The 21122-nt window shown below is 33.9% G+C and carries 15 protein-coding genes; 10 read left to right on the top strand and 5 right to left on the bottom strand.

Annotated elements, in window-relative coordinates:
* Nucleotides 1-94: 94 nt before the first annotated feature.
* Nucleotides 95-3757 carry a phosphoribosylformylglycinamidine synthase gene (gene purL / locus ACVCXO_RS09685; RefSeq protein WP_452229394.1) on the top strand — a complete coding sequence of 1221 codons (3663 nt, stop codon included), beginning with the start codon at nt 95-97 and terminating at the stop codon, nt 3755-3757.
* A gap of 82 nt (nt 3758-3839) precedes the next feature.
* Here the strand turns inward: purL and ACVCXO_RS09680 are convergent, their stop codons facing one another.
* Together ACVCXO_RS09680 and ACVCXO_RS09675 are read right to left on the bottom strand one after the other, a co-directional pair.
* Nucleotides 3840-4304, bottom strand: coding sequence for a hypothetical protein (locus ACVCXO_RS09680; protein WP_452229393.1), 465 nt, complete (start codon nt 4302-4304; stop codon nt 3840-3842).
* On the bottom strand, nt 4295-4858 hold the full coding sequence (locus ACVCXO_RS09675; protein ID WP_452229392.1) for a hypothetical protein: 564 nt from the start codon (nt 4856-4858) through the stop codon (nt 4295-4297). The genes ACVCXO_RS09680 and ACVCXO_RS09675 overlap by 10 nt, the downstream gene beginning before the upstream one ends.
* A gap of 563 nt (nt 4859-5421) precedes the next feature.
* On the opposite strand from ACVCXO_RS09675, the gene ACVCXO_RS09670 reads away from it, so the two are divergent.
* The 9 genes from ACVCXO_RS09670 to ACVCXO_RS09630 all read left to right on the top strand — a co-directional run bounded on the left by ACVCXO_RS09670 (nt 5422) and on the right by ACVCXO_RS09630 (nt 17685).
* Nucleotides 5422-6225 (top strand): helix-turn-helix domain-containing protein, encoded by an 804-nt coding sequence (locus ACVCXO_RS09670; RefSeq protein WP_452229391.1) that lies wholly within the window; start codon nt 5422-5424, stop codon nt 6223-6225.
* Nucleotides 6226-6478: 253 nt separating this feature from the next.
* Entirely contained in the window at nt 6479-8251 is a 1773-nt protein-coding gene (locus tag ACVCXO_RS09665; protein ID WP_452229390.1) for an AMP-dependent synthetase/ligase, read from the top strand.
* Between the two features lie 112 nt (nt 8252-8363).
* The gene (locus ACVCXO_RS09660) at nt 8364-8819 is read left to right on the top strand and encodes a MarR family winged helix-turn-helix transcriptional regulator (RefSeq protein WP_452229389.1); all 456 of its coding nucleotides are present in this window, start codon (nt 8364-8366) and stop codon (nt 8817-8819) included.
* A gap of 1 nt (nt 8820) precedes the next feature.
* Nucleotides 8821-11229, top strand: coding sequence for a 3-hydroxyacyl-CoA dehydrogenase NAD-binding domain-containing protein (locus ACVCXO_RS09655; RefSeq protein WP_452229388.1), 2409 nt, complete (start codon nt 8821-8823; stop codon nt 11227-11229).
* 101 nt (nt 11230-11330) lie between these two features.
* Nucleotides 11331-12521, top strand: a complete 1191-nt coding sequence (locus ACVCXO_RS09650) for an acetyl-CoA C-acyltransferase (protein ID WP_452229387.1) — start codon at nt 11331-11333, stop codon at nt 12519-12521.
* Between the two features lie 183 nt (nt 12522-12704).
* Nucleotides 12705-14513: an acyl-CoA dehydrogenase family protein gene (locus ACVCXO_RS09645; RefSeq protein ID WP_452229386.1), complete on the top strand. Its 1809-nt coding sequence runs from the start codon at nt 12705-12707 to the stop codon at nt 14511-14513.
* Nucleotides 14514-14595: 82 nt separating this feature from the next.
* Nucleotides 14596-15345 carry a sugar-binding protein gene (locus tag ACVCXO_RS09640; protein WP_452229385.1) on the top strand — a complete coding sequence of 250 codons (750 nt, stop codon included), beginning with the start codon at nt 14596-14598 and terminating at the stop codon, nt 15343-15345.
* A gap of 118 nt (nt 15346-15463) precedes the next feature.
* Nucleotides 15464-17107 (top strand): M1 family metallopeptidase, encoded by a 1644-nt coding sequence (locus ACVCXO_RS09635; RefSeq protein ID WP_452229384.1) that lies wholly within the window; start codon nt 15464-15466, stop codon nt 17105-17107.
* A gap of 5 nt (nt 17108-17112) precedes the next feature.
* Nucleotides 17113-17685 carry a YdeI/OmpD-associated family protein gene (locus tag ACVCXO_RS09630; RefSeq protein ID WP_452229383.1) on the top strand — a complete coding sequence of 191 codons (573 nt, stop codon included), beginning with the start codon at nt 17113-17115 and terminating at the stop codon, nt 17683-17685.
* A 2-nt stretch (nt 17686-17687) separates the two neighbouring features.
* Here ACVCXO_RS09630 and ACVCXO_RS09625 read toward each other — a convergent pair whose 3' ends face one another.
* From ACVCXO_RS09625 to ACVCXO_RS09615, 3 genes are all read right to left on the bottom strand, one after another.
* Entirely contained in the window at nt 17688-19154 is a 1467-nt protein-coding gene (locus tag ACVCXO_RS09625) for a magnesium chelatase (protein WP_452229382.1), read from the bottom strand.
* 96 nt (nt 19155-19250) lie between these two features.
* Entirely contained in the window at nt 19251-20378 is a 1128-nt protein-coding gene (locus tag ACVCXO_RS09620; protein WP_452229381.1) for a vWA domain-containing protein, read from the bottom strand.
* Between the two features lie 53 nt (nt 20379-20431).
* Nucleotides 20432-21109, bottom strand: a complete 678-nt coding sequence (locus ACVCXO_RS09615) for a Crp/Fnr family transcriptional regulator (protein WP_452229380.1) — start codon at nt 21107-21109, stop codon at nt 20432-20434.
* Nucleotides 21110-21122: the final 13 nt, after the last annotated feature.

Below are 21122 nucleotides of genomic sequence, written 5' to 3'. Positions count from 1 at the left end.
TATCCAACAAAAATTAAGTATGAATTTTACTGAAAAATTCTAACTAAAAAACCTAAATTTGTTTCTTTAAAAACAACACTCAAACCACTATATAATGATTCATTTCTTCGGAAACCAAAACAGTAAACTATTTGCTGTTCAAGCAACAAAAGAATTATCAACCGAAACCATTTCAAAATTGACATGGTTATTTGGCAACCAGTCCAAAATAGAACAAGCATCTTTAGATGCTTTTTTTGTTGGTCCGCGAGCTGCCATGATAACACCTTGGAGTACTAATGCTGTTGAAATTACCCAAAATATGGGAATTACAGATATTATAAGAATAGAAGAATTTATAGCATCTACAGAAGCATTTGATGCATTCGATCCTATGATTTCTGAAAAATATAAAGGAATCAATCAAGACTCTTTTACCATAAATATTCAGCCAGAAGCTATTCTCAACATTAAAGATATTGCTGCTTATAACAAACAGGAAGGCTTAGCCCTAAATGAGGAAGAAGTTGCTTATTTAGAAGGTGTTTCTAAAAAAATTGGAAGACCACTAACCGATTCGGAAGTATTTGGATTCTCACAAGTCAATTCAGAACACTGTCGTCATAAAATCTTCAACGGAACATTTATCATCGATGGTGAAGAAAAACCAAATTCCCTTTTCAAATTAATTAAAGAAACATCGAAACAATTTCCTAATGATATTGTTTCCGCATATAAAGATAATGTCGCTTTTGTAAAAGGTCCAAGAGTAGAACAATTTGCTCCTAAAACTGCAGATAAACCAGACTTTTATCAAACTACAGATTTCAATTCTGTGATTTCTATTAAAGCAGAAACCCATAATTTCCCAACCACTGTTGAACCTTTTAACGGTGCTGCCACTGGTTCTGGAGGAGAGATTAGAGATCGACTTGCTGGCGGAAAAGGATCGCTTCCATTAGCGGGAACAGCGGTTTACATGACATCCTATTCTCGATTGGAAGAAGCAAGACCTTGGGAACAAAAAATGCAAGAACGTCCTTGGCTATATCAAACGCCAATGGATATTTTAATAAAAGCGAGTAATGGTGCTTCCGATTTTGGAAACAAATTCGGTCAACCACTTATCTGCGGATCTGTTCTAACTTTTGAACATGAAGAAGAAGCACGTAAACTAGGTTTCGATAAAGTCATCATGCAAGCTGGAGGAATTGGATATGGTAAAGCAGAACAAGCTTTAAAAGACATACCAAAAGTTGGAGATAAAATTGTGATTCTTGGTGGTGAAAACTACCGAATAGGAATGGGTGGCGCTGCTGTTTCTAGTGCAGATACTGGAGAATTTGCTTCCGGTATCGAGCTTAACGCAGTACAACGTTCTAATCCAGAAATGCAAAAACGTGCTGCAAACGCCGTTCGTGGCATGGTAGAAAGTGAAGAAAACTTTATTGTTTCTATTCACGATCATGGTGCTGGAGGGCATTTAAATTGTCTTTCAGAACTAGTTGAAGATACTGGTGGAAACATCGATTTAGATAAACTACCTGTTGGAGACCCAACCCTTTCTGCAAAAGAAATTATTGGTAACGAGTCTCAAGAAAGAATGGGATTAGTAATTGCCGAAAAACACCTAGACACACTTCGCCGAATTGCAGAACGCGAGCGCTCGCCAATGTATACCGTTGGAGATGTTACAGGAAATGATAGATTTACTTTTGAATCTAAAACTACTGGTGAAAAACCAATGGATTTAGCTTTAGAGGATATGTTTGGGAGCTCCCCAAAAACAATAATGACAGATAAAACGGTGAATAGAAATTATGATGCTGTTACCTATAATTCAGATAATATATTAAACTATTTAGACCAAGTATTACAGTTAGAAGCTGTTGCTTGTAAAGATTGGCTTACCAACAAAGTCGATCGCTGTGTTGGTGGTAAAGTTGCCAAACAACAATGTGCAGGACCACTACAATTACCACTTAACAATTGTGGTGTGATGGCTTTAGATTATAAAGGAAAAGAAGGAATTGCTACTTCGGTTGGCCATGCTCCTATTTCTGGATTAATTTCTCCAACTGCAGGAAGTAGAAACGCTATTGCAGAATCGCTTACCAACATTGTTTGGGCTCCTTTAAAAGACGGATTACAGAGTATTTCATTATCTGCAAACTGGATGTGGCCTTGTAAAAATGAAGGAGAAGACGCTAGACTTTATGAAGCTGTAGAAGCAATTTCAGAATTTGCTATCGACTTAGGAATCAATGTTCCAACAGGAAAAGACTCCCTTTCTATGAAGCAAAAATATCCTACAGAAGATGTTATTTCTCCGGGAACCGTAATTATTTCGGCAGCTGGAAACTGTAACGATATCACTAAAGTGGTAGAGCCTGTTTTTAAGAAAAACGCTGGAAACATTTATTATATAAATATATCTCAAGACAACTATAAATTAGGAGGAAGTTCTTTTGCGCAAGTTTTAAACAAAGTAGGAAAAGAAACACCTACAATTAAAGATGCAGCACAATTTAAAAAGACATTCAATACTATTCAGCAACTAATTAAAGACGACAAAATTGTTGCAGGACATGATGTTGCTTCTGGTGGATTAATCACTACTTTATTAGAATTATGTTTTGCAGATACGAATCTTGGTGCGGAGTTAGATTTGTCTGATTTAGCGGAAAAAGATTCTATTAAATTACTTTTTTCTGAAAATGCAGGAATTGTTTTTCAATCTACGGATGCTTCTATAGAAAAAGTATTAACTGAAGCTAATATTGCATTTTTCAACATAGGAAAAGTTACAGAAAGCGATACATTAAGTATTATTAATAATGCGGAAGTTTTCACATTAACCATTTCTAGATTAAGAGATGTTTGGTACAAGACCTCTTTCCTACTCGACCAAAAACAAACAGCAAACGGTTTAGCACAGGATCGTTTTGATAATTATAAAAAGCAACCTTTACAATATACATTTCCAAAACACTTTACAGGAAAACTTCCTGTTCTTTCAAACGATGGCGAGAAGCCAAAAGCGGCAATCCTTCGTGAAAAAGGATCTAACTCGGAACGTGAAATGGCAAATGCGATGTATTTAGCTGGTTTTGATGTAAAAGATGTGCACATGACCGATTTAATTTCTGGTCGTGAAACCTTAGAGGATATTCAGTTTATTGGTGCCGTTGGAGGTTTCTCTAATTCCGATGTTTTAGGTTCTGCAAAAGGTTGGGCTGGTGCATTTAAATACAACGAAAAAGCAAATACTGCTTTAAAGAATTTCTTTAAAAGAGAAGATACTTTATCTGTTGGTATTTGTAATGGTGCACAACTTTGGATGGAATTAGAATTAGTAAATCCGGAGCACGAAACCCATGGAAAACTAACGTATAACGATTCTCATAAACACGAGAGTTCTTTTACTTCGGTAGCTATTCAAAAGAATAATTCGGTAATGCTATCTTCTTTAGAAGGAAGTAAATTGGGTGTTTGGATTTCTCATGGCGAAGGAAAATTTAATCTTCCGCTTAACGAAAACCAATACAACATTGTTGCAAAATATGGATATGAAGAATATCCGCATAACCCAAATGGATCCGATTTTAACACGGCAATGCTTTGTGATAAAACAGGAAGACATTTAGTAACGATGCCACATATTGAGCGTTCTACTTTTCAATGGAACTGGGCGAATTATCCAGAAAACAGAAAGGATGAAGTTTCGCCTTGGCTAGAAGCATTTATAAATGCTAAAAATTGGATTGAAAACAAATAAAATTTTATTCTTATTATATAAGCGATTTAGGAAATTTATCTTAAATCGCTTTTTTTGTTTCCGTTATTCAAAAAATAGTTTCTTATTTATCCTTATTTTTCCTTTTCTTTTTGGATCGCATTTGATTTCTAAGTTGTAAAAAACCATTGCTTAACGTTCCCTTTTTCTTCAAAATAGGAATACTTAAAGTTACTAAAAGCGCGATACATGCCGCAGATCCCAATCCGCCACCAAAACCCTGAAAATAAGTACTTGTATTTAAAAAAATAAGAGTGAATACTATTCCTGAAATTCCGATTAAAAAATAATTAGACAATACTTTAGAAGAAACCATACCTATAAAGGAAGCACCGAAACAAACTAATGGTAAATTTTGAGTTAAATAAGGAGATAGTAATTTAGGAAATACTAAAACAAAGATACCAACAAAAACACCAACTAAAGCAGATGCCCTTACAGCACCTTGTTTATAGTTCACTTGTAAAACAAAAGTGAGTATAGAAGAAAAACCTCCTGCCAAAAGCAATATAAAATGTGCTATATCCATTGCGAAATAAAAAATGTAATAAAAAATGCAAGTGTAACACCTCCAAAAGCTAAAGTTCCTAATTTACCACCAACGCCATGAAAGGCATCTTTAGTTCCAACTAAAAGTAGACCAGTAATCGTACTTGCCAACGTAATAAATATATAATCTGGAGCAACACTAACATTTGTCATACCAACAAAAGCACCACAATAAACAGCGGTGGGCATACCTTGAATAAAAGTATTCTTTTTAAAAAAACCTGGTATAAAACTAACGCCGAGACCTACCAAACCTGCCGACAGCACACTACTCAAACCAAAAGAAACAGATAAAATATACGTTATAATAGCTCCAAAAAACACAAACGCAATGGTTAACACATGTTCTAGACTATGGTTTCCTGCGCTTAAAGGTGTCTTTTTGTACGTAACGAGGAGTAATATTAATGCCAAGAGAACAAATGCGGAAATAAAAATATTATTCTGTTTTTCAAATAAAATGGCGGCTAAAAAGCCTAAGTGACATACTATTATTAAAATAAAAGAAAGCTTCTTTACATGCTTTTTAATCATAATCTGTATTTAAAAAACTTCAAAAATACGTAATATTACTGTTTTGGCTTTCTTATTAATTACTTAAAAGTATAATTTAAAAAGGAACTATCACAACTGAAAGTTCTTTTGCTTCCGTTAGAAATCATCATACTAATTCGGTAATGTTATCAAAGCGACAAGGCGCTAATTTAGGCGTTTGGATTTCTCATGCATAGTAAAATGTAATCTTCCGCTTGACGCAAACGAATACTATATAATTACTTACTATAACGTTTAATATTAACATCTTAATAGGATCTATTAAATAGAAAAGAAGCCGTTTTTACAGGATTAAAATACGTGTAAAGAACTAAAAAGTACAGTAATAAAAAATAGCCTATCTTTTATGTAGAAAAAAAACTATAATTTCGATATTTTACAAGGACACCTAATTAAATATAACTAATTTCGCAAAACCAACATTTCCTAACTTGCTTTTTAAGCAAAAAATGTTTTACATACTTACCATAAATATATAACTCTAAAAATCAAAGTTTTCGTTAAAAAAACATTTAATAATTAAGCAGCTTAGAATCCATTAAATGCAACTAACATATTTTGAAAACGAGAAGACTTCTCCTTTGGTTGATCAATATTTTGAACTTCTATTTGGAAAAGATGCAATACCATTTCAATCCACCATTTTACCAAGTGGCAATTCTATCATCACGTATATTTTTACACCTGGGCAAAAAGCCATTGTAAAAAATAAAGAAATACCACTAAATAAATTAACTTTAAGTGGCTTGTTCTATCAATCTTACAAATTAGCGGTTAATGAATTAGGCACATCCTTTGGTATTACTTTACACCCAACCGCATTGCATAAAATTTTGAATATTGATGTTTATCAAATCAAGAATAAACATATTCCACTACATGAAATAAGTGTCGATTTTTCTAAAAAGCTAAATAACATATTTCAAGATTACAAAACACCAAAAAAAGCAGTACATGAAATAGAAGTACTGTTGAACGAATCTCCTTTAACCATCAATCAAAATACCATACTTATAGATAAAGCCATTGATTTAATACGAGATAGTGAAGGCTTAATTCCTATAGATAAAATTTTATTTGAAACGAACATATCCCAAAAAACATTAGAAACGCAATTCAAAAAAATTGTAGGTATTACTCCAGGAAAATATATTCGCTCCTATAGATTTATAAAACTTTTAAAAAAGTATGAAAATAATGAGATTGATTTAAAAGACCTTATTTACATGTATAATTATTATGATTCTTCACATTTTAATAAAGATTTTAAATTATTTATGAATGAATCACCTACTTCCTTTTTTAAAAAGGAGAATGATTTAATAAAAAAAGTTCTTAAAAATTAAAGTTTACGGTTAAATACAACGTATTTAAGTCCATGTTTTCTACATTTATATGGAATATGCGTATCATTCTAATTTTCTATTTTAGTTAGTTATTTAGGGATTCTATAATTTTTTATTACGAATGATAAACAATCGCTATTCTATCAGTCCATTTTTTAAGGAACTATAATTTTTTATAGTTCCTTTTTGATTTAGTTATTTGAAAACAATTATTAATTTCATACTTTGCAATCCTTCTAACTAAATTTTTCTAATGACAAAGATTACTAGACTTTTTGATTTTCCGCATTATCAACTTGAGAAATACAATTTAGATGCTGCATTAGTAACTAAAAAAGATGGCAAGTGGATAGCAACATCTACCAAAGAATATGTAGATAAAGCGAATGCAATTAGTAGGGCTTTGTTAAAAATGGGAATTCAGAAAAATGATAAAATCGCATTAATTTCTACCACAAATAGAACCGAATGGAATATCATGGATATTGGTATTCTGCAAACAGGAGCCCAAAACATTCCTATTTATCCAACTATTTCTGCTGAAGATTATGAATATGTATTAAACCATAGTGAAGCAATCTACTGTTTTGTATCGGATGCCGATGTCTTAGAAAAAGTACGTAAAGTACAAGCAAACACAAAACTAAAAGAAGTGTACTCCTTTGATGATATAGAAGGATGTAAACATTTTTCCGAATTATTAGAACTAGGTGAAGATGAAAGTAATCAAAGCGAAGTACAAGCTAGAAAAGACGCGGTACTATCTTCTGATTTAGCAACCATTATATATACTTCAGGTACCACAGGAAAACCTAAAGGTGTGATGCTTTCACATAATAATATCACGAGTAACGCTTTAGATGCTTCCGATCGATTACCTTTTGCAACTGGTGAAGAAACTAGAATCTTAAGTTTTTTACCTATTTGCCATGTCTTTGAACGCGTACTAATTTACTTGTATCAATATGCAGGGGCTACCATATACTTTGCAGAAGGAATAGATAAAATTGGCGAAAATGCTAAAGAAGTCAAACCTAACCTAATGAGTGTTGTGCCACGATTACTAGAAAAAGTGTACGATAAGATTATTGCTAAAGCCGATGATTTATCGGGTATAAAAAAAGCATTATTCTTTTGGGCAGTTCGTTTGGGTGAAAAATGGGAACCTTATGGCGCAAATGGTGCTTGGTACGAATTTCAATTAAAAATTGCGAACAAACTTATATTTAGTAAGTGGAGAGAAGCACTTGGAAGCGAATTACATACCATGGTTTCTGGTAGTGCAGCTTTACAAACAAGATTAACGAGAGTGTTTTCGGCTGCTGGAATGAAAGTAATGCAAGGTTACGGACTTACAGAAACTTCGCCTGTTGTTTCCGTAGAAATGTATGCCAACCATCATTTTAGAGTAGGTACCGTAGGGAAACCAATTAAAAATGTAGAAGTAAAAATTGCCGAAGATGGCGAAATACTAGTAAAAGGACCTAACGTTATGATGGGGTATTATAAAGACCCAGAAAAAACAAAGGAAGTAATGACTGGAGACTTTTTTCATACTGGAGATAAAGGAGAATTGGATGCGGATGGTTTTCTTAAAATTACAGGTAGAAAGAAAGAAATGTTTAAAACCTCGGGTGGTAAATATGTAATTCCACCACTTGTAGAAAACGAAATGAAACAATCCCTTTTCATAGAACAAATCATGGTTGTTGGTGAAGGCGAAAAAATGCCAGGAGCTATAATTCAACCTAATTTTGATTACATTCGAGATTGGATAGATTATAAAAAATTGAATATCGGTAAATCGGATGCAGACATCGCCACTTCTCAAGAGGTAATTGATCGTATCCAAGAAGAAATAACGAAATACAATCTACATTTTGGAAAATGGGAGCAAATAAAACGCTTTGAGCTTACACCAGAAGTTTGGTCTATCGATTCCGGACACCTTACTCCTACCATGAAAATGAAACGAATTGTAATTAAAAAGATGTATCAAGATCTTTACGATAAAATTTACCGATAAATACCAAAAAGCTCCTATCTTATGGGAGCTTTTTAATTTCTACACAATATTTTTCAAATTTATTATGCACGCATAGTATATTTTTGTATATTTGGGAATCTAAAATTTCTAAATGAAAGATGCAACAATAGATTATGTGTTAAGAACCACATGGTTAGCTGTAACCAAAATGTATAATGAAGAAGCTTCAAAGTTTGACAGCACAATGGCTACAGGTTTTGCTTTATTAAGTATAGATCCAGAACACGGAACACCTTCAACATCTTTAGGTCCAAAAATGGGAATGGAAGCAACAAGCTTATCACGGACCTTAAAAAACATGGAGGAAAGAGGTTTAATAGAACGTAAACCGAATCCCGAAGATGGTCGTGGTGTACTCATTTTCTTAACCGAGTTCGGCAGAAAAAAAAGAAACTACTCTAAAGAAAAAGTACTAACCTTTAATGAAACCATTAAAGCAAACGTAGCTGCAGAAGAATTAGAAAGTTTTCATAAAGTAGCAGAAATCATTAACAACATGATTTCAAACAAAAAAATATACAACAAAAAAGAACATACCTTAAAATAACATGAGCAAACGTAGAATTAAAAAAGTTGCGATTATTGGTTCCGGAATTATGGGATCGGGTATCGCATGTCACTTCGCCAATATTGGTGTAGATGTATTATTATTAGACATTGTTCCTAGAGAACTAAACGACAAAGAAAAAGCTAAAGGGTTAACCTTAGAAGACAAAGTCGTAAGAAACAGATTAGTAAATGATGCTTTAACCGCATCTTTAAAATCGAAACCCTCTCCAATTTATAGTCAAGCTTTTGCTAGTCGAATTACGACAGGTAATTTAGAAGACGATATTGCTAAAGTGGCAGATGTAGATTGGATCATGGAAGTTGTAGTAGAAAGACTAGACATTAAAAAAATAGTTTTTGAAAAACTAGAAAAATATAGAACTCCAGGAACGTTAATAACATCGAACACTTCTGGAATTCCAATAAAATTCATGAATGAAGGAAGAAGTGAAGATTTCCAAAAGCATTTCTGCGGAACACACTTTTTTAATCCAGCGCGTTACTTAAAATTATTCGAAATCATTCCTGGACCAAAAACAGATCCTTCCGTTTTAGAGTTTTTAAATGAATATGGTGAAAAATTCTTAGGAAAAACTTCAGTAGTCGCTAAAGACACGCCTGCTTTCATAGGAAACAGAATTGGTATTTTCAGCATTCAAAGTTTATTTCACGCAGTTAAAGAATTAGATTTAACGGTGGAAGAAGTGGATAAATTATCTGGGCCAGTTATTGGTCGTCCTAAATCGGCAACCTTCCGTACAGTAGATGTTGTAGGTTTAGATACTTTAGTACACGTTGCAAATGGGATTCATGAAAACTGTCCTAATGATGAGCGTTTAGAATTGTTTGAATTACCAGATTTCATCCAGACCATGATGGAAAATAAATGGTTAGGAAGCAAAACCGGACAGGGTTTTTATAAATTAGAAAGACATGCAGATGGTTCTAAAGATATTTTAACTTTAGACTTAAACACTTTAGAATATAGAGCAAACAAACGTGCCAAATTTGCAACTTTAGAATTAACGAAAACGATTGACAAGGTTGTGGATCGTTTTAAAGTATTAGTAAAAGGAAAAGATAAAGCTGGTGAATTTTATAGAAAAAGCTTTACGGCATTATTCGCTTACGTATCTAACAGAATTCCAGAAATTTCAGACGAGCTTTACAAGATTGATGATGCAATGAAAGCTGGTTTTGGTTGGGAACATGGACCTTTTCAAATTTGGGATGCTATTGGTGTAGAAAAAGGAATTGAATTAATGAAAGCGGAAGGTTTAGAACCTGCTGCTTGGGTAAATGAGATGGTTGCTTCTGGTAACACTTCCTTTTATTCCGTAAAGGAAGGTTCTTCATATTTCTATGATATTCCAACAAAATCACAAACTAAAATTCCTGGTCAAGATTCATTTATAATCTTAGATAATATCAGAAAAACAAACGAAGTGTTTAAAAACTCAGGAGTTGTTATTGAAGATATAGGAGACGGAATCCTTAATGTAGAATTCCAATCTAAAATGAACACGATTGGTGGAGACGTTTTAGCAGGATTAAATAAAGCTATTGATTTAGCCGAAAAAGATTTTGCTGGTTTAGTAGTTGGTAACCAAGCGGCAAACTTCTCTGTTGGTGCAAACATTGGAATGATTTTCATGATGGCTGCAGAGCAAGAGTATGACGAGCTTAATATGGCTATCAAATACTTCCAAGATACGATGATGCGTATGCGTTATTCTTCTATCCCAACTATTTCTGCTCCTCACGGAATGGCTTTAGGTGGTGGTTGTGAATTATCGCTACACGCAGATAAAGTAGTTGCGGCAGCAGAAACATACATGGGACTTGTAGAGTTTGGTGTTGGTGTGATTCCTGGTGGTGGAGGTTCTAAAGAAATGGCTTTAAGAGCACAAGACCTTTTCCATAAAGGGGATGTACAATTAAATGTGTTACAAGAGCATTTCTTAACTATTGCTATGGCTAAAGTATCGACTTCGGCTTATGAAGCTTTTGATGCTAATCTTTTACAAAAAGGAAAAGATATTGTTGTAGTTAATAAAGATCGTCAGATAGCAGTAGCAAAACAACACGCTGTATTAATGGCGGATGCTGGTTACACACAACCTGTAAAAAGAAATGATATTTTAGTTCTTGGTAAACAAGCACTAGGTATGTTTTTAGTAGGAACAGATTCTATGGAAGACAGTCGTTACATTTCTGAGCATGATATGAAAATTGCTAATAAATTAGCTTACGTTATGGCTGGTGGAGATTTATCGGAACCAACTAAAGTAACAGAACAATATTTATTGGATTTAGAGCGTGAGGCTTTCTTAAGTTTATGTACAGAACGTAAAACTTTAGAACGTATTCAACACATGTTAACCAAAGGGAAACCGTTACGTAATTAAAAATTACTAAGCGATTAGCCTTTAGCCTTTCGCTATTGGCAATTATAATGTATAATTTATAGACGCTAGAAGCCAAAAGCTAATAGCCAAAAGCACAAAAGATGAAAACAGCATATATAGTAAAAGCATATAGAACCGCAGTTGGTAAAGCTCCAAAAGGCGTGTTCCGTTTTAAAAGAACAGATGAATTAGCAGCAGAAACCATCAAGTATATGATGAAGGAGCTTCCTAATTTAGACCCAAAGCGTATTGACGATGTTATTGTTGGTAACGCAATGCCAGAAGGTTCTCAAGGATTAAATATGGCACGTTTAATCTCTTTAATGGGATTAGATATTGTAGATGTCCCTGGTGTAACTGTCAACCGTTTTTGCTCTTCTGGAGTAGAAACTATTGGTATGGCAACTGCAAAAATACAAGCCGGAATGGCAGATTGTATTATTGCTGGTGGAGCAGAAAGCATGAGTAGCGTTCCAATGACTGGTTTTAAACCAGAATTGAATTACGACATCGTAAAATCTGGTCATGAAGATTATTATTGGGGAATGGGAAATACTGCAGAAGCGGTGGCAAAACAGTTTAAAGTATCTCGTGAAGACCAAGATGAATTTGCATACCATTCGCATATGAAAGCATTAAGAGCGCAAGCTGAAAATCGTTTTCAAGATCAAATTGTACCTATTGAAGTGGAACAAACATATGTCGATGCCAACGGAAAAAAAGCAACAAAATCATATATTGTAACTAAAGATGAAGGACCTCGCGCAGGAACGAGCAAAGAAGCTTTAGCAAAACTAAGAGCAGTATTTGCTGCTGGTGGAAGTGTTACTGCTGGTAACTCATCACAAATGAGTGATGGTGCTGCTTTTGTAATGGTAATGAGTGAAGACATGGTGAAAGAACTAGGTTTAGAACCAATTGCAAGAATGGTAAACTATGCTGCAGCAGGTGTAGAACCTCGTATCATGGGAATCGGACCAGTAAAAGCCATTCCGAAAGCATTAAAACAAGCGGGGTTAAAACAAGATGATTTATCTTTAATTGAGTTAAACGAAGCTTTTGCTTCGCAATCTTTAGCTGTAATTAGAGAATTAGGTCTTAACCCAGATATTATTAACGTAAACGGTGGTGCAATAGCACTTGGTCATCCATTAGGATGTACTGGAGCAAAATTATCGGTACAACTTTTTGATGAAATGCGTAAGCGCGACATGAAAGGGAAATATGGAGCAGTAACTATGTGTGTTGGTACTGGTCAAGGTGCTTGTGGGATATTTGAATTCCTTAATTAATACAAAACGTAATTTCTGTCCGGTCGAACGCAGTCGAGACCTTATTAATCGGATAGTTTCAAAAATAGTTCTCGACTGCGCTCGAACAGACAATTATAAATACAAAAAATGATTTCAAGCTTCAAATCTGGACTTAAGCTGTCTTGATTCTTGGTTCTAGAAATCTTAAAATCTAATAAAAAAATGGCAACAGAAGAAAAAGAATTATTAAGAGGTGGTCAATTCCTTGTAAAGGAAACAAAATGTGAAGATGTGTTTACTCCTGAAGATTTTTCAGAAGAACAAACCATGATGAAAGAATCTGTAATGGAATTTAATGATCGTGAAATCATTCCTCATAAAGCACGTTTTGAAGCTAAAGACTTTGCCTTAACAGAAGAGGTTATGCGTAAAGCTGGTGACATGGGCTTTTTAAGTGTTGCAGTACCTGAAGCTTACGGCGGAATGGGAATGGGATTTGTTTCTACGGTTTTAACCTGTGATTACATTTCTTCTGGAACTGGTTCCTTTAGTACTGCTTTTGGTGCACATACAGGAATTGGTACTATGCCGATTACACTTTATGGTACAGAAGAACAAAAACAAAAATACGTACCTAAATTAGCTTCTGGTGAATGGTTTGGAGCATATTGCTTAACAGAACCTGGCGCTGGATCAGATGCTAATTCTGGTAAAACAACTGCAGAACTTTCTGCAGATGGAAAGTCTTATAAAATTAACGGACAAAAAATGTGGATCTCCAATGCAGGATTCTGTAGTTTGATGATTGTTTTTGCTCGTATTGAAGACGATAAAAATATTACTGGATTCATCGTAGAATATGATGGAAAAAATCCAAACGGAATTACTTTAGGTGAAGAAGAACACAAATTAGGTATTCGTGCTTCTTCTACGCGTCAAGTATTTTTTAATGATACTGTTGTTCCTGTAGAAAATATGCTTGCTGGTCGTGGTGAAGGTTTTAAAATCGCTATGAACGCACTTAATGTTGGACGTATTAAATTAGCTGCTGCTTGCTTAGATTCGCAACGTCGTGTAATATCGATAGCTGTAAATTATGCCAACGAGCGTAAACAATTTAAAACAAGAATTTCCGATTTTGGTGCTATTAAAACCAAAATAGCAGAAATGGCTGCTAGTGCTTATGCTGGTGAATCTGCAACATACAGAGCTGCTAAAAATATTGAAGACAGAATCAATATGCGTGAAGCTGCCGGAAATACACATCAAGAAGCAGAACTTAAAGGTGTTGAAGAATATGCTATTGAATGTTCTATTTTAAAAGTTGCCGTATCTGAAGATGTACAAAATTGTGCGGATGAAGGTATCCAAATTTTTGGAGGAATGGGATTCTCTGAAGAAACGCCTATGGAGTCTGCTTGGAGAGATGCTAGAATTGCTCGTATTTATGAAGGTACTAACGAAATTAACAGAATGTTATCTGTTGGTATGCTTGTTAAAAAAGCAATGAAAGGTCATGTAGATTTATTAGGTCCTGCTTCTAAAGTACAAGAAGAACTAATGGGTATACCTTCTTTTGACACTCCGGATTACTCTGAGTTATTTGCGGAAGAAAAAATAATGATAGCAAAACTTAAGAAGACTTTCTTAATGGTTGCTGGTGGAGCTGTTCAAAAATACGGACAAAACTTAGAAGATCACCAACAGTTATTAATTGCAGCTGCAGATATCTTAATTGAAATCTATATGGCAGAATCTGCAATTTTAAGAACAGAGAAAAATGTAAAACGTACTAGCGAAAAAGAGCAATCTGCTCAAATCGCAATGGCGAAATTATATTTATATCACGCGGTAGATATCGTAGAAGAAAAAGGAAAAGAAAGTATTATTTCTTTTGCTGAAGGAGACGAACAACGTATGATGTTAATGGGTCTTAAACGTTTTACAAAATATGCTAACTATCCAGATATCGTAGATTTACGTATCGAGATTGCTGAAAAAGTAAAAGCAGAAAATAAATACTGCTTCTAACTTTACCTTTAATTAGATTTAAAAAAGCTGTTTCAGAAATGAAACAGCTTTTTTATTTTAGTACTTTAGGTGAAAATTGAAAATGATGCAAAAAATATTCACTTTCCTTGTTACTGCAATTCTATTTGTAAGTTGTATGTCTGCTCAAAAACAAAACGTAAAACCTACTAAAGAACCTACCATTGTACATAAAACGGAAACTGTTATAACCGTAGATGGCAATCCTACCGAGGCTATTTGGAAAACTACTAAATGGCACCCAATAGATCAGAAATGGTTTGGAGATACCTATTCGGAAGACGATTTCAAAGGACAATACAAACTAACTTGGGATACAAATGCACTTTACGTATTGGTAGAAATACAAGACGATATACTTAATGCGCAACATAAAGATCCATTAAAATTATGGTGGGACAACGATTGTGTGGAAGTCTTTATAGATGAAGATAATAGCGGAGGTGAACATCAATACAACCATAATGCATTTGCATATCATGTAGCATTAGATGGTAATGTGGTAGATATGGCTCCAGGTAAAATACCAACACTTTACAACAATCATGTAGCATCTAAGCGTATTACCAATGGCAGCATTTCTATTTGGGAACTTAAAATCAGTCTTTATGATGATAGCTTTGTCGATGGTAAACAAAACATCCCTGTTGCTTTAAAAGCAAATAAAAACATCGGTTTTGCTATTGCATACTGCGATAACGACACAAGCAAAAGACGTGAAAACTTTATAGGTTCTGAAGTTATAGAAGGAGAAGATAAAAACAGAGGATGGATAGATGCTTCCGTTTTCGGAACTTTAATATTAATAGAATAAAAATGAACAGTAGAAAATAAATACTGCTTCTAACGATACCTTTAATTAGATTTCAAAAAGTCGTTTCAGAAATGAAACGGCTTTTTTATTTTCCTTATTTTAGAGCAAAATTAAACGTATGAAAAATCTATTAGTTGTAATCACTTGTTTTCTAGTAACTTCTTGTTTCTCTCAAAAAAAAGAAGGTTTATTTAAAGCCAAAAATAATTTCACAAAACAAGATACTTTAAGAGGAAGCATCACGCCAGAACGTGCATGGTGGGATTTAACATACTATCATTTAGACATAAAAGTAAATCCTGACGAAAAAACTATTGGTGGAAAAAACACCATTCAGTATACTGTTTTAAAAGAAAATAACATCCTGCAAGTAGATTTGCAAACTCCTTTACAAATTACAAAAGTAACACAAAATGAGGAAGAGTTGGAAGTTAAACACGTTGGTAATGCACATTTTGTAACGTTAAAAAAGAAACAAAATATTGGCGATATAAATGCCATTGATGTGTACTACGAAGGAACTCCTAAAGAAGCGGTTCGTGCACCTTGGGATGGTGGTTTTTCTTGGAAAAAAGACAATAATGGAAACCACTTTATAGCAACTTCTTGCCAAGGATTGGGTGCTAGCGTATGGTGGCCAAATAAAGACCATATGTATGACGAGGTAGATAGTATGGATATTAGCGTAACAATCCCGAAAGGTTTAATGAATGTTTCTAACGGAAGACTTAAAAGTATTGTAGATAATAAAGATGAAACCATTACCACCAATTGGCATGTTGCAAACCCAATTAATAATTATGGCGTAAATGTGAACATTGGAGATTATGTGCATTTTTCGGAAGTATATCCTGGAGAAAAAGGAAATCTAGATATGAATTACTATGTACTGCGTGATAATTTAGAAAAGGCTAAAGTTCATTTTAAAGATGCTCCCAAAATGATGGAAGCTTTTGAGCATTGGTTTGGTCCTTATCCTTTTTATGAAGATGGTTACAAATTAGTAGAAGTGCCTTATTTAGGTATGGAACACCAAAGTTCTGTAACCTACGGAAATAAATATAAGAAAGGCTATTTAGGTAAAGATTTATCAGGAACTGGCGAAGGCTTAAAATTCGATTTTATTATCATTCATGAATCTGGCCACGAGTGGTTTGCTAATAATATTACAGACAAAGACATTGCAGATATGTGGATTCACGAAAGCTTTACTAATTATTCTGAAAATCTATTTTTAGATTATTACTATGGAAAAGAATCTTCCGCAAAATATGTCATAGGAACACGTAAAGGGATTAGAAATAAGAACCCAATAATTGGTGTGTACAATGTAAACCATGAAGGTTCTGGTGATATGTACAACAAAGGTGGAAATATGCTACATACCCTGCGTCAACTTATTGAAGACGATGAAAAATGGCGACAAATTCTACGTGGATTAAACAAAACATTCTACCACCAAACGGTTACTACATCACAAATTGAAAATTATATTAGTGAACAATCCGGAATAGATTTAACCGCATTTTTCAATCAATATTTAAGAGATATACGAATTCCTACATTAGAATATAAAATTAAAAATAATCAGCTAAAATATAGATGGACGAATATTGTTGCAGACTTTGATATGCCAATTCAAGTAACGATAGATGGTAAAGAACAATGGATTTTCCCGAATAGCGCATGGAAAGAAATGGCTATTAAAAATAAAGATATTCAAGTAGATGAAGATTTCTATATAGAATCCGTTAAACTTTAATGGCTATGGAATTAGCTGAATTGTATTTTAAATCGGATAATGAATGGCGAGAATGGCTGCACATTAATCATGATAGTGATAACGGCATCTACCTCATTTTTTACAAAGTAGATCACAAAAACGAAAGTATGCGTTGGGAAGAAGCCGTGCGAGTTGCGCTTTGTTATGGTTGGATAGATTCTACAGTAAAAAGTTTAGGAGATGGAAAACGCAGACAATACTTCTGTAAAAGAAACCCGAAAAGTATATGGAGCGCATTAAACAAAAGGCATATTAAAGCGTTAATTGCTGAAGAATTAATGCATCCAAAAGGTTTAGAAGTTATAAATATTGGGAAGAAAAACGGAAGTTGGACCGCTTTAGATGCTGTTGAAAAAGGAATCATTCCCGAAGCATTACAACTTGCCTTCAACAAAAAACCAAAAGCTTTTGAAAATTATAACAACTTCGCTCCTTCTTATAAAAAACATTATTTGTATTGGTTACACAGTGCCAAACGGGAAGCTACAAAACAAAAAAGAATCGCAGAGATTATAAAACTCTGCGATGCTAATATTAAATCTCGGGATACTTGGTAAGCTTACAAACCACTTATAAAATTACCATAAGGATCTTTAAACTGAATCCCTTCTGTAAAGCGATGTTTACTTAATTGTTTATATTCGACCAAGGCCCAAAGCACAAATTCTTTTATAAAATAACTTTCTTCTTTAGAAATTTTTGGTTGGTATTCTCCTAATAAATCATCCAAAGGAGAAACGGCATCTAATAGATCATAGTATTCTTTATCACGTAAATTGTCTAATAATTCAAATCCTTCGGAAGTATTGAAAAACCAAGATACAATAGCATCATACGGACTTTCATCTCCTTCTTTTCTAAGTTTTTCAATCTCTGGAAAAAATTCTGGGAATAAGCTTTTTACTGCTTCTCCTATTAAATTATAAGCTACTTGTGCTGCGCCTTCCTGCTCTCCTTCATACACCAATTCTACTTTTCCAGTAATTGCGGGAATGATTCCTAAAAAGTCGGATAAACGAATGGTTGTTTTTTCATCTCCTGATTTTAATGCACGTAATTCTGCTGTACTTAATAAGTTTTCAAAAGCAGTAATACTTAAGCGTGCACTAACGCCACTTTTTTCGTCTATAAAATTACTTTCACGTGCTTCAAATACGATTTGCTCTAACAAGTCTTTGGCTAATTCTGGTACGTAAATACTTTCCTTTTGTCTTGCATCCGATTTAGCTTCTTGCTCTGTAATTTTTTTCGCTGTTTCAATATCTGTTGGATAATGTGTTAATATTTGCGAACCAATTCTATCTTTTAAAGGCGTTACAATACTTCCTCTATTGGTATAATCTTCTGGGTTTGCAGTAAATATAAATTGCATATCTAATGGTAAACGTAATTTGAATCCACGAATCTGAATATCGCCTTCTTGCAAAATATTAAATAAAGCCACTTGAATTCTTGCTTGTAAATCTGGTAACTCATTAATAACAAAAATACAACGGTTTGCTCTTGGAATCATGCCGTAGTGAATCACGCGATCATCGGCATAACTCAACTTTAAATTCGCTGCTTTTATTGGGTCTACATCACCAATAAGATCTGCAACCGTTACATCTGGAGTTGCTAACTTCTCTGCGAAACGTTCGCTTCTATGCATCCAAGTAATTGGTGTATTATCTCCTTTCTCCTTGATCAATTCTATAGCATAACGAGAAATTGGTTGCAACGGATCATCATTTATTTCCGAACCTTCCACAACCGGAATATACTCGTCTAATAAATTCAGCATTAAACGTGCTAAACGTGTTTTCGCTTGTCCGCGTAATCCTAAAAAATTAATATTATGGCGGGATAAAATAGCACGTTCTAATTCTGGAATCACGGTATTTTCATACCCATGAACACCTTCAAAAACGGTGGTTTTATTCTTTATTTTTTCAATTAAATTATCTCTTAATTCGTCTTTAATCGATCTGCTTTTATATCCAGCGTTTTTTAATGCACCTAAAGTATGTATGGTTTCTATTTTCATATAAAGTTTGCTTTTGGCTATTAGCTTTTGGCCTTTAGCGCTTACTCTTTTGTTTTTCATTAACAGCTAACAGCCAATAGCTAATAGCTTTTTTAGTTATCCTTTAATTCGTTTCTTCCTATTCGTTTCATAATCTTCAAAAATCATTTCCCCTAAACCTTTCAGACCTGTGTAAAATGCCTTTCCTTGATTGGCATGCGTAAATTCTTCCACAAATTGCATTAAATAAGGATCTTGAGCAATCATAAAAGTGGTAATAGGAATATGCAATTTTCGGGCTTGTTGCGCTTGGGCATAACATTTATTGGTGATATACGGGTTTAATCCGTTACTATCCTTGTAATACGTACCGTCCGGCATACGTAAACAGCTTGGCTTTCCATCGGTTATCATAAAAATCTGCTTGTTGGTATTTCGTTTTCTTCGTAATAAATCCATTGCTAATTTTAATCCTGCAACGGTATTTGTATGATACGGACCAACATTTAAGTAGGGCAAATCTTTAATTTTAATTGGCCAAGCATCGTTTCCAAAAACTAAAATATCTAAAGTATCTTTTGGATATCGCGTAGTAATTAATTCGGCTAAAGCCATAGCAACTTTTTTGGCCGGTGTAATTCTATCCTCACCATACAAAATCATAGAGTGACTAATATCTATCATTAACACGGTACTCATTTGCGATTTATGTGTGGTTTCTTCTACCACCAAATCATCTTCGGTTAAATTAAAATCGCCAATTCCATGATTAATTTGTGCATTGCGTAAACTTTCGGTCATAGACACTTTGTCTAAGCTATCCCCAAACTGGTAATTTCTAAAATCGCCAGTATGCTCATCTCCTATTCCGGCGCCTTTACTTTTATGGTTTCCAGCACCGCTTCGTTTAATGTTTCCAAAAATCTGATCTAATGCAGATTGCCTAATAGCACGTTCTGTTTTTGCAGTAATTGCATTACCTTTCTTTCCGTCGGGTTTAATCTCTTCACGTATATAACCTTTGTCTTTAAGATCTTCAATAAAATCGTCAATGGTATATTCAGCAGTCGTTAACTCATATTCTTTGTCTAATTCACGAAGCCAACTTATAGCTTCGTCAAAATCTCCAGAAGTATGCGTAATTAACTCTTTAAATACATCAAAAAGTTTTTCGAAAGGCGTTTGTGAAGGTGCTTCGTAGGTTTTAAATACAAAGCCTTTTTTGTGAATACTTTCTTTTTTCATAGCAGTATAAAAATACAACTATTTCAATATAATTTTATCTATTTTCGATAAAACTATTCTACTTTTTTTAAAGCTTCTAGATTTTCAATTTTTATTTGTTTCCCAGATGTAGAAATTAATCCTTCTTTTTTAAATTGTGATAAAATACGGATTGCAGATTCTGTAGCAGTACCAACAATACTCGCATAATCTTCTCGAGAAAGTAAAACATTTAAATAGCCGGCATCATCGCTTCCAAAAGTATTTTCTACATAAATTAAAGATTGCGCAAGACGTTGTTTTACAGTCTTTTGCGCCATATTAATTAAATCCTCTTCTGCCCCTTTTAAATCTTTAGCAAGACGCTGTAAAACATCAAAAGAAAATTTATGGTTTTCGTGAAGACTAGATACTATTTGATCTTTAGGTACATAGCATAATTCTATATCATTTAATGCTATTGCACTCAAATTAGTGCGTTCGTCACTGATTATAGAACGTTGCCCTAAAAGCTCTCCCTTCCCTAATAACTTCACAGTATGATCCTTACCGTTAGCACTTAATTTTGTCAATTTACACACGCCATCTCTTACACAATAAACACCATGTAAGGTTTCTCCTTCATCAAAAATAACATCACCTTTTTTATAAAACCTAGTTGTTTTACAGGCAGACACTTTTTTTAATTCTTCTTTAGTTAAAGAATTCATAGAATTTAATTGTCGTGCAATACAGCTTTCACATCTACTCATACCTAAAATTTAT

It is taken from the genome of Lacinutrix sp. MEBiC02404 (assembly GCF_053601575.1).
This window is presented reverse-complemented; position numbering and strand designations above follow the sequence as displayed.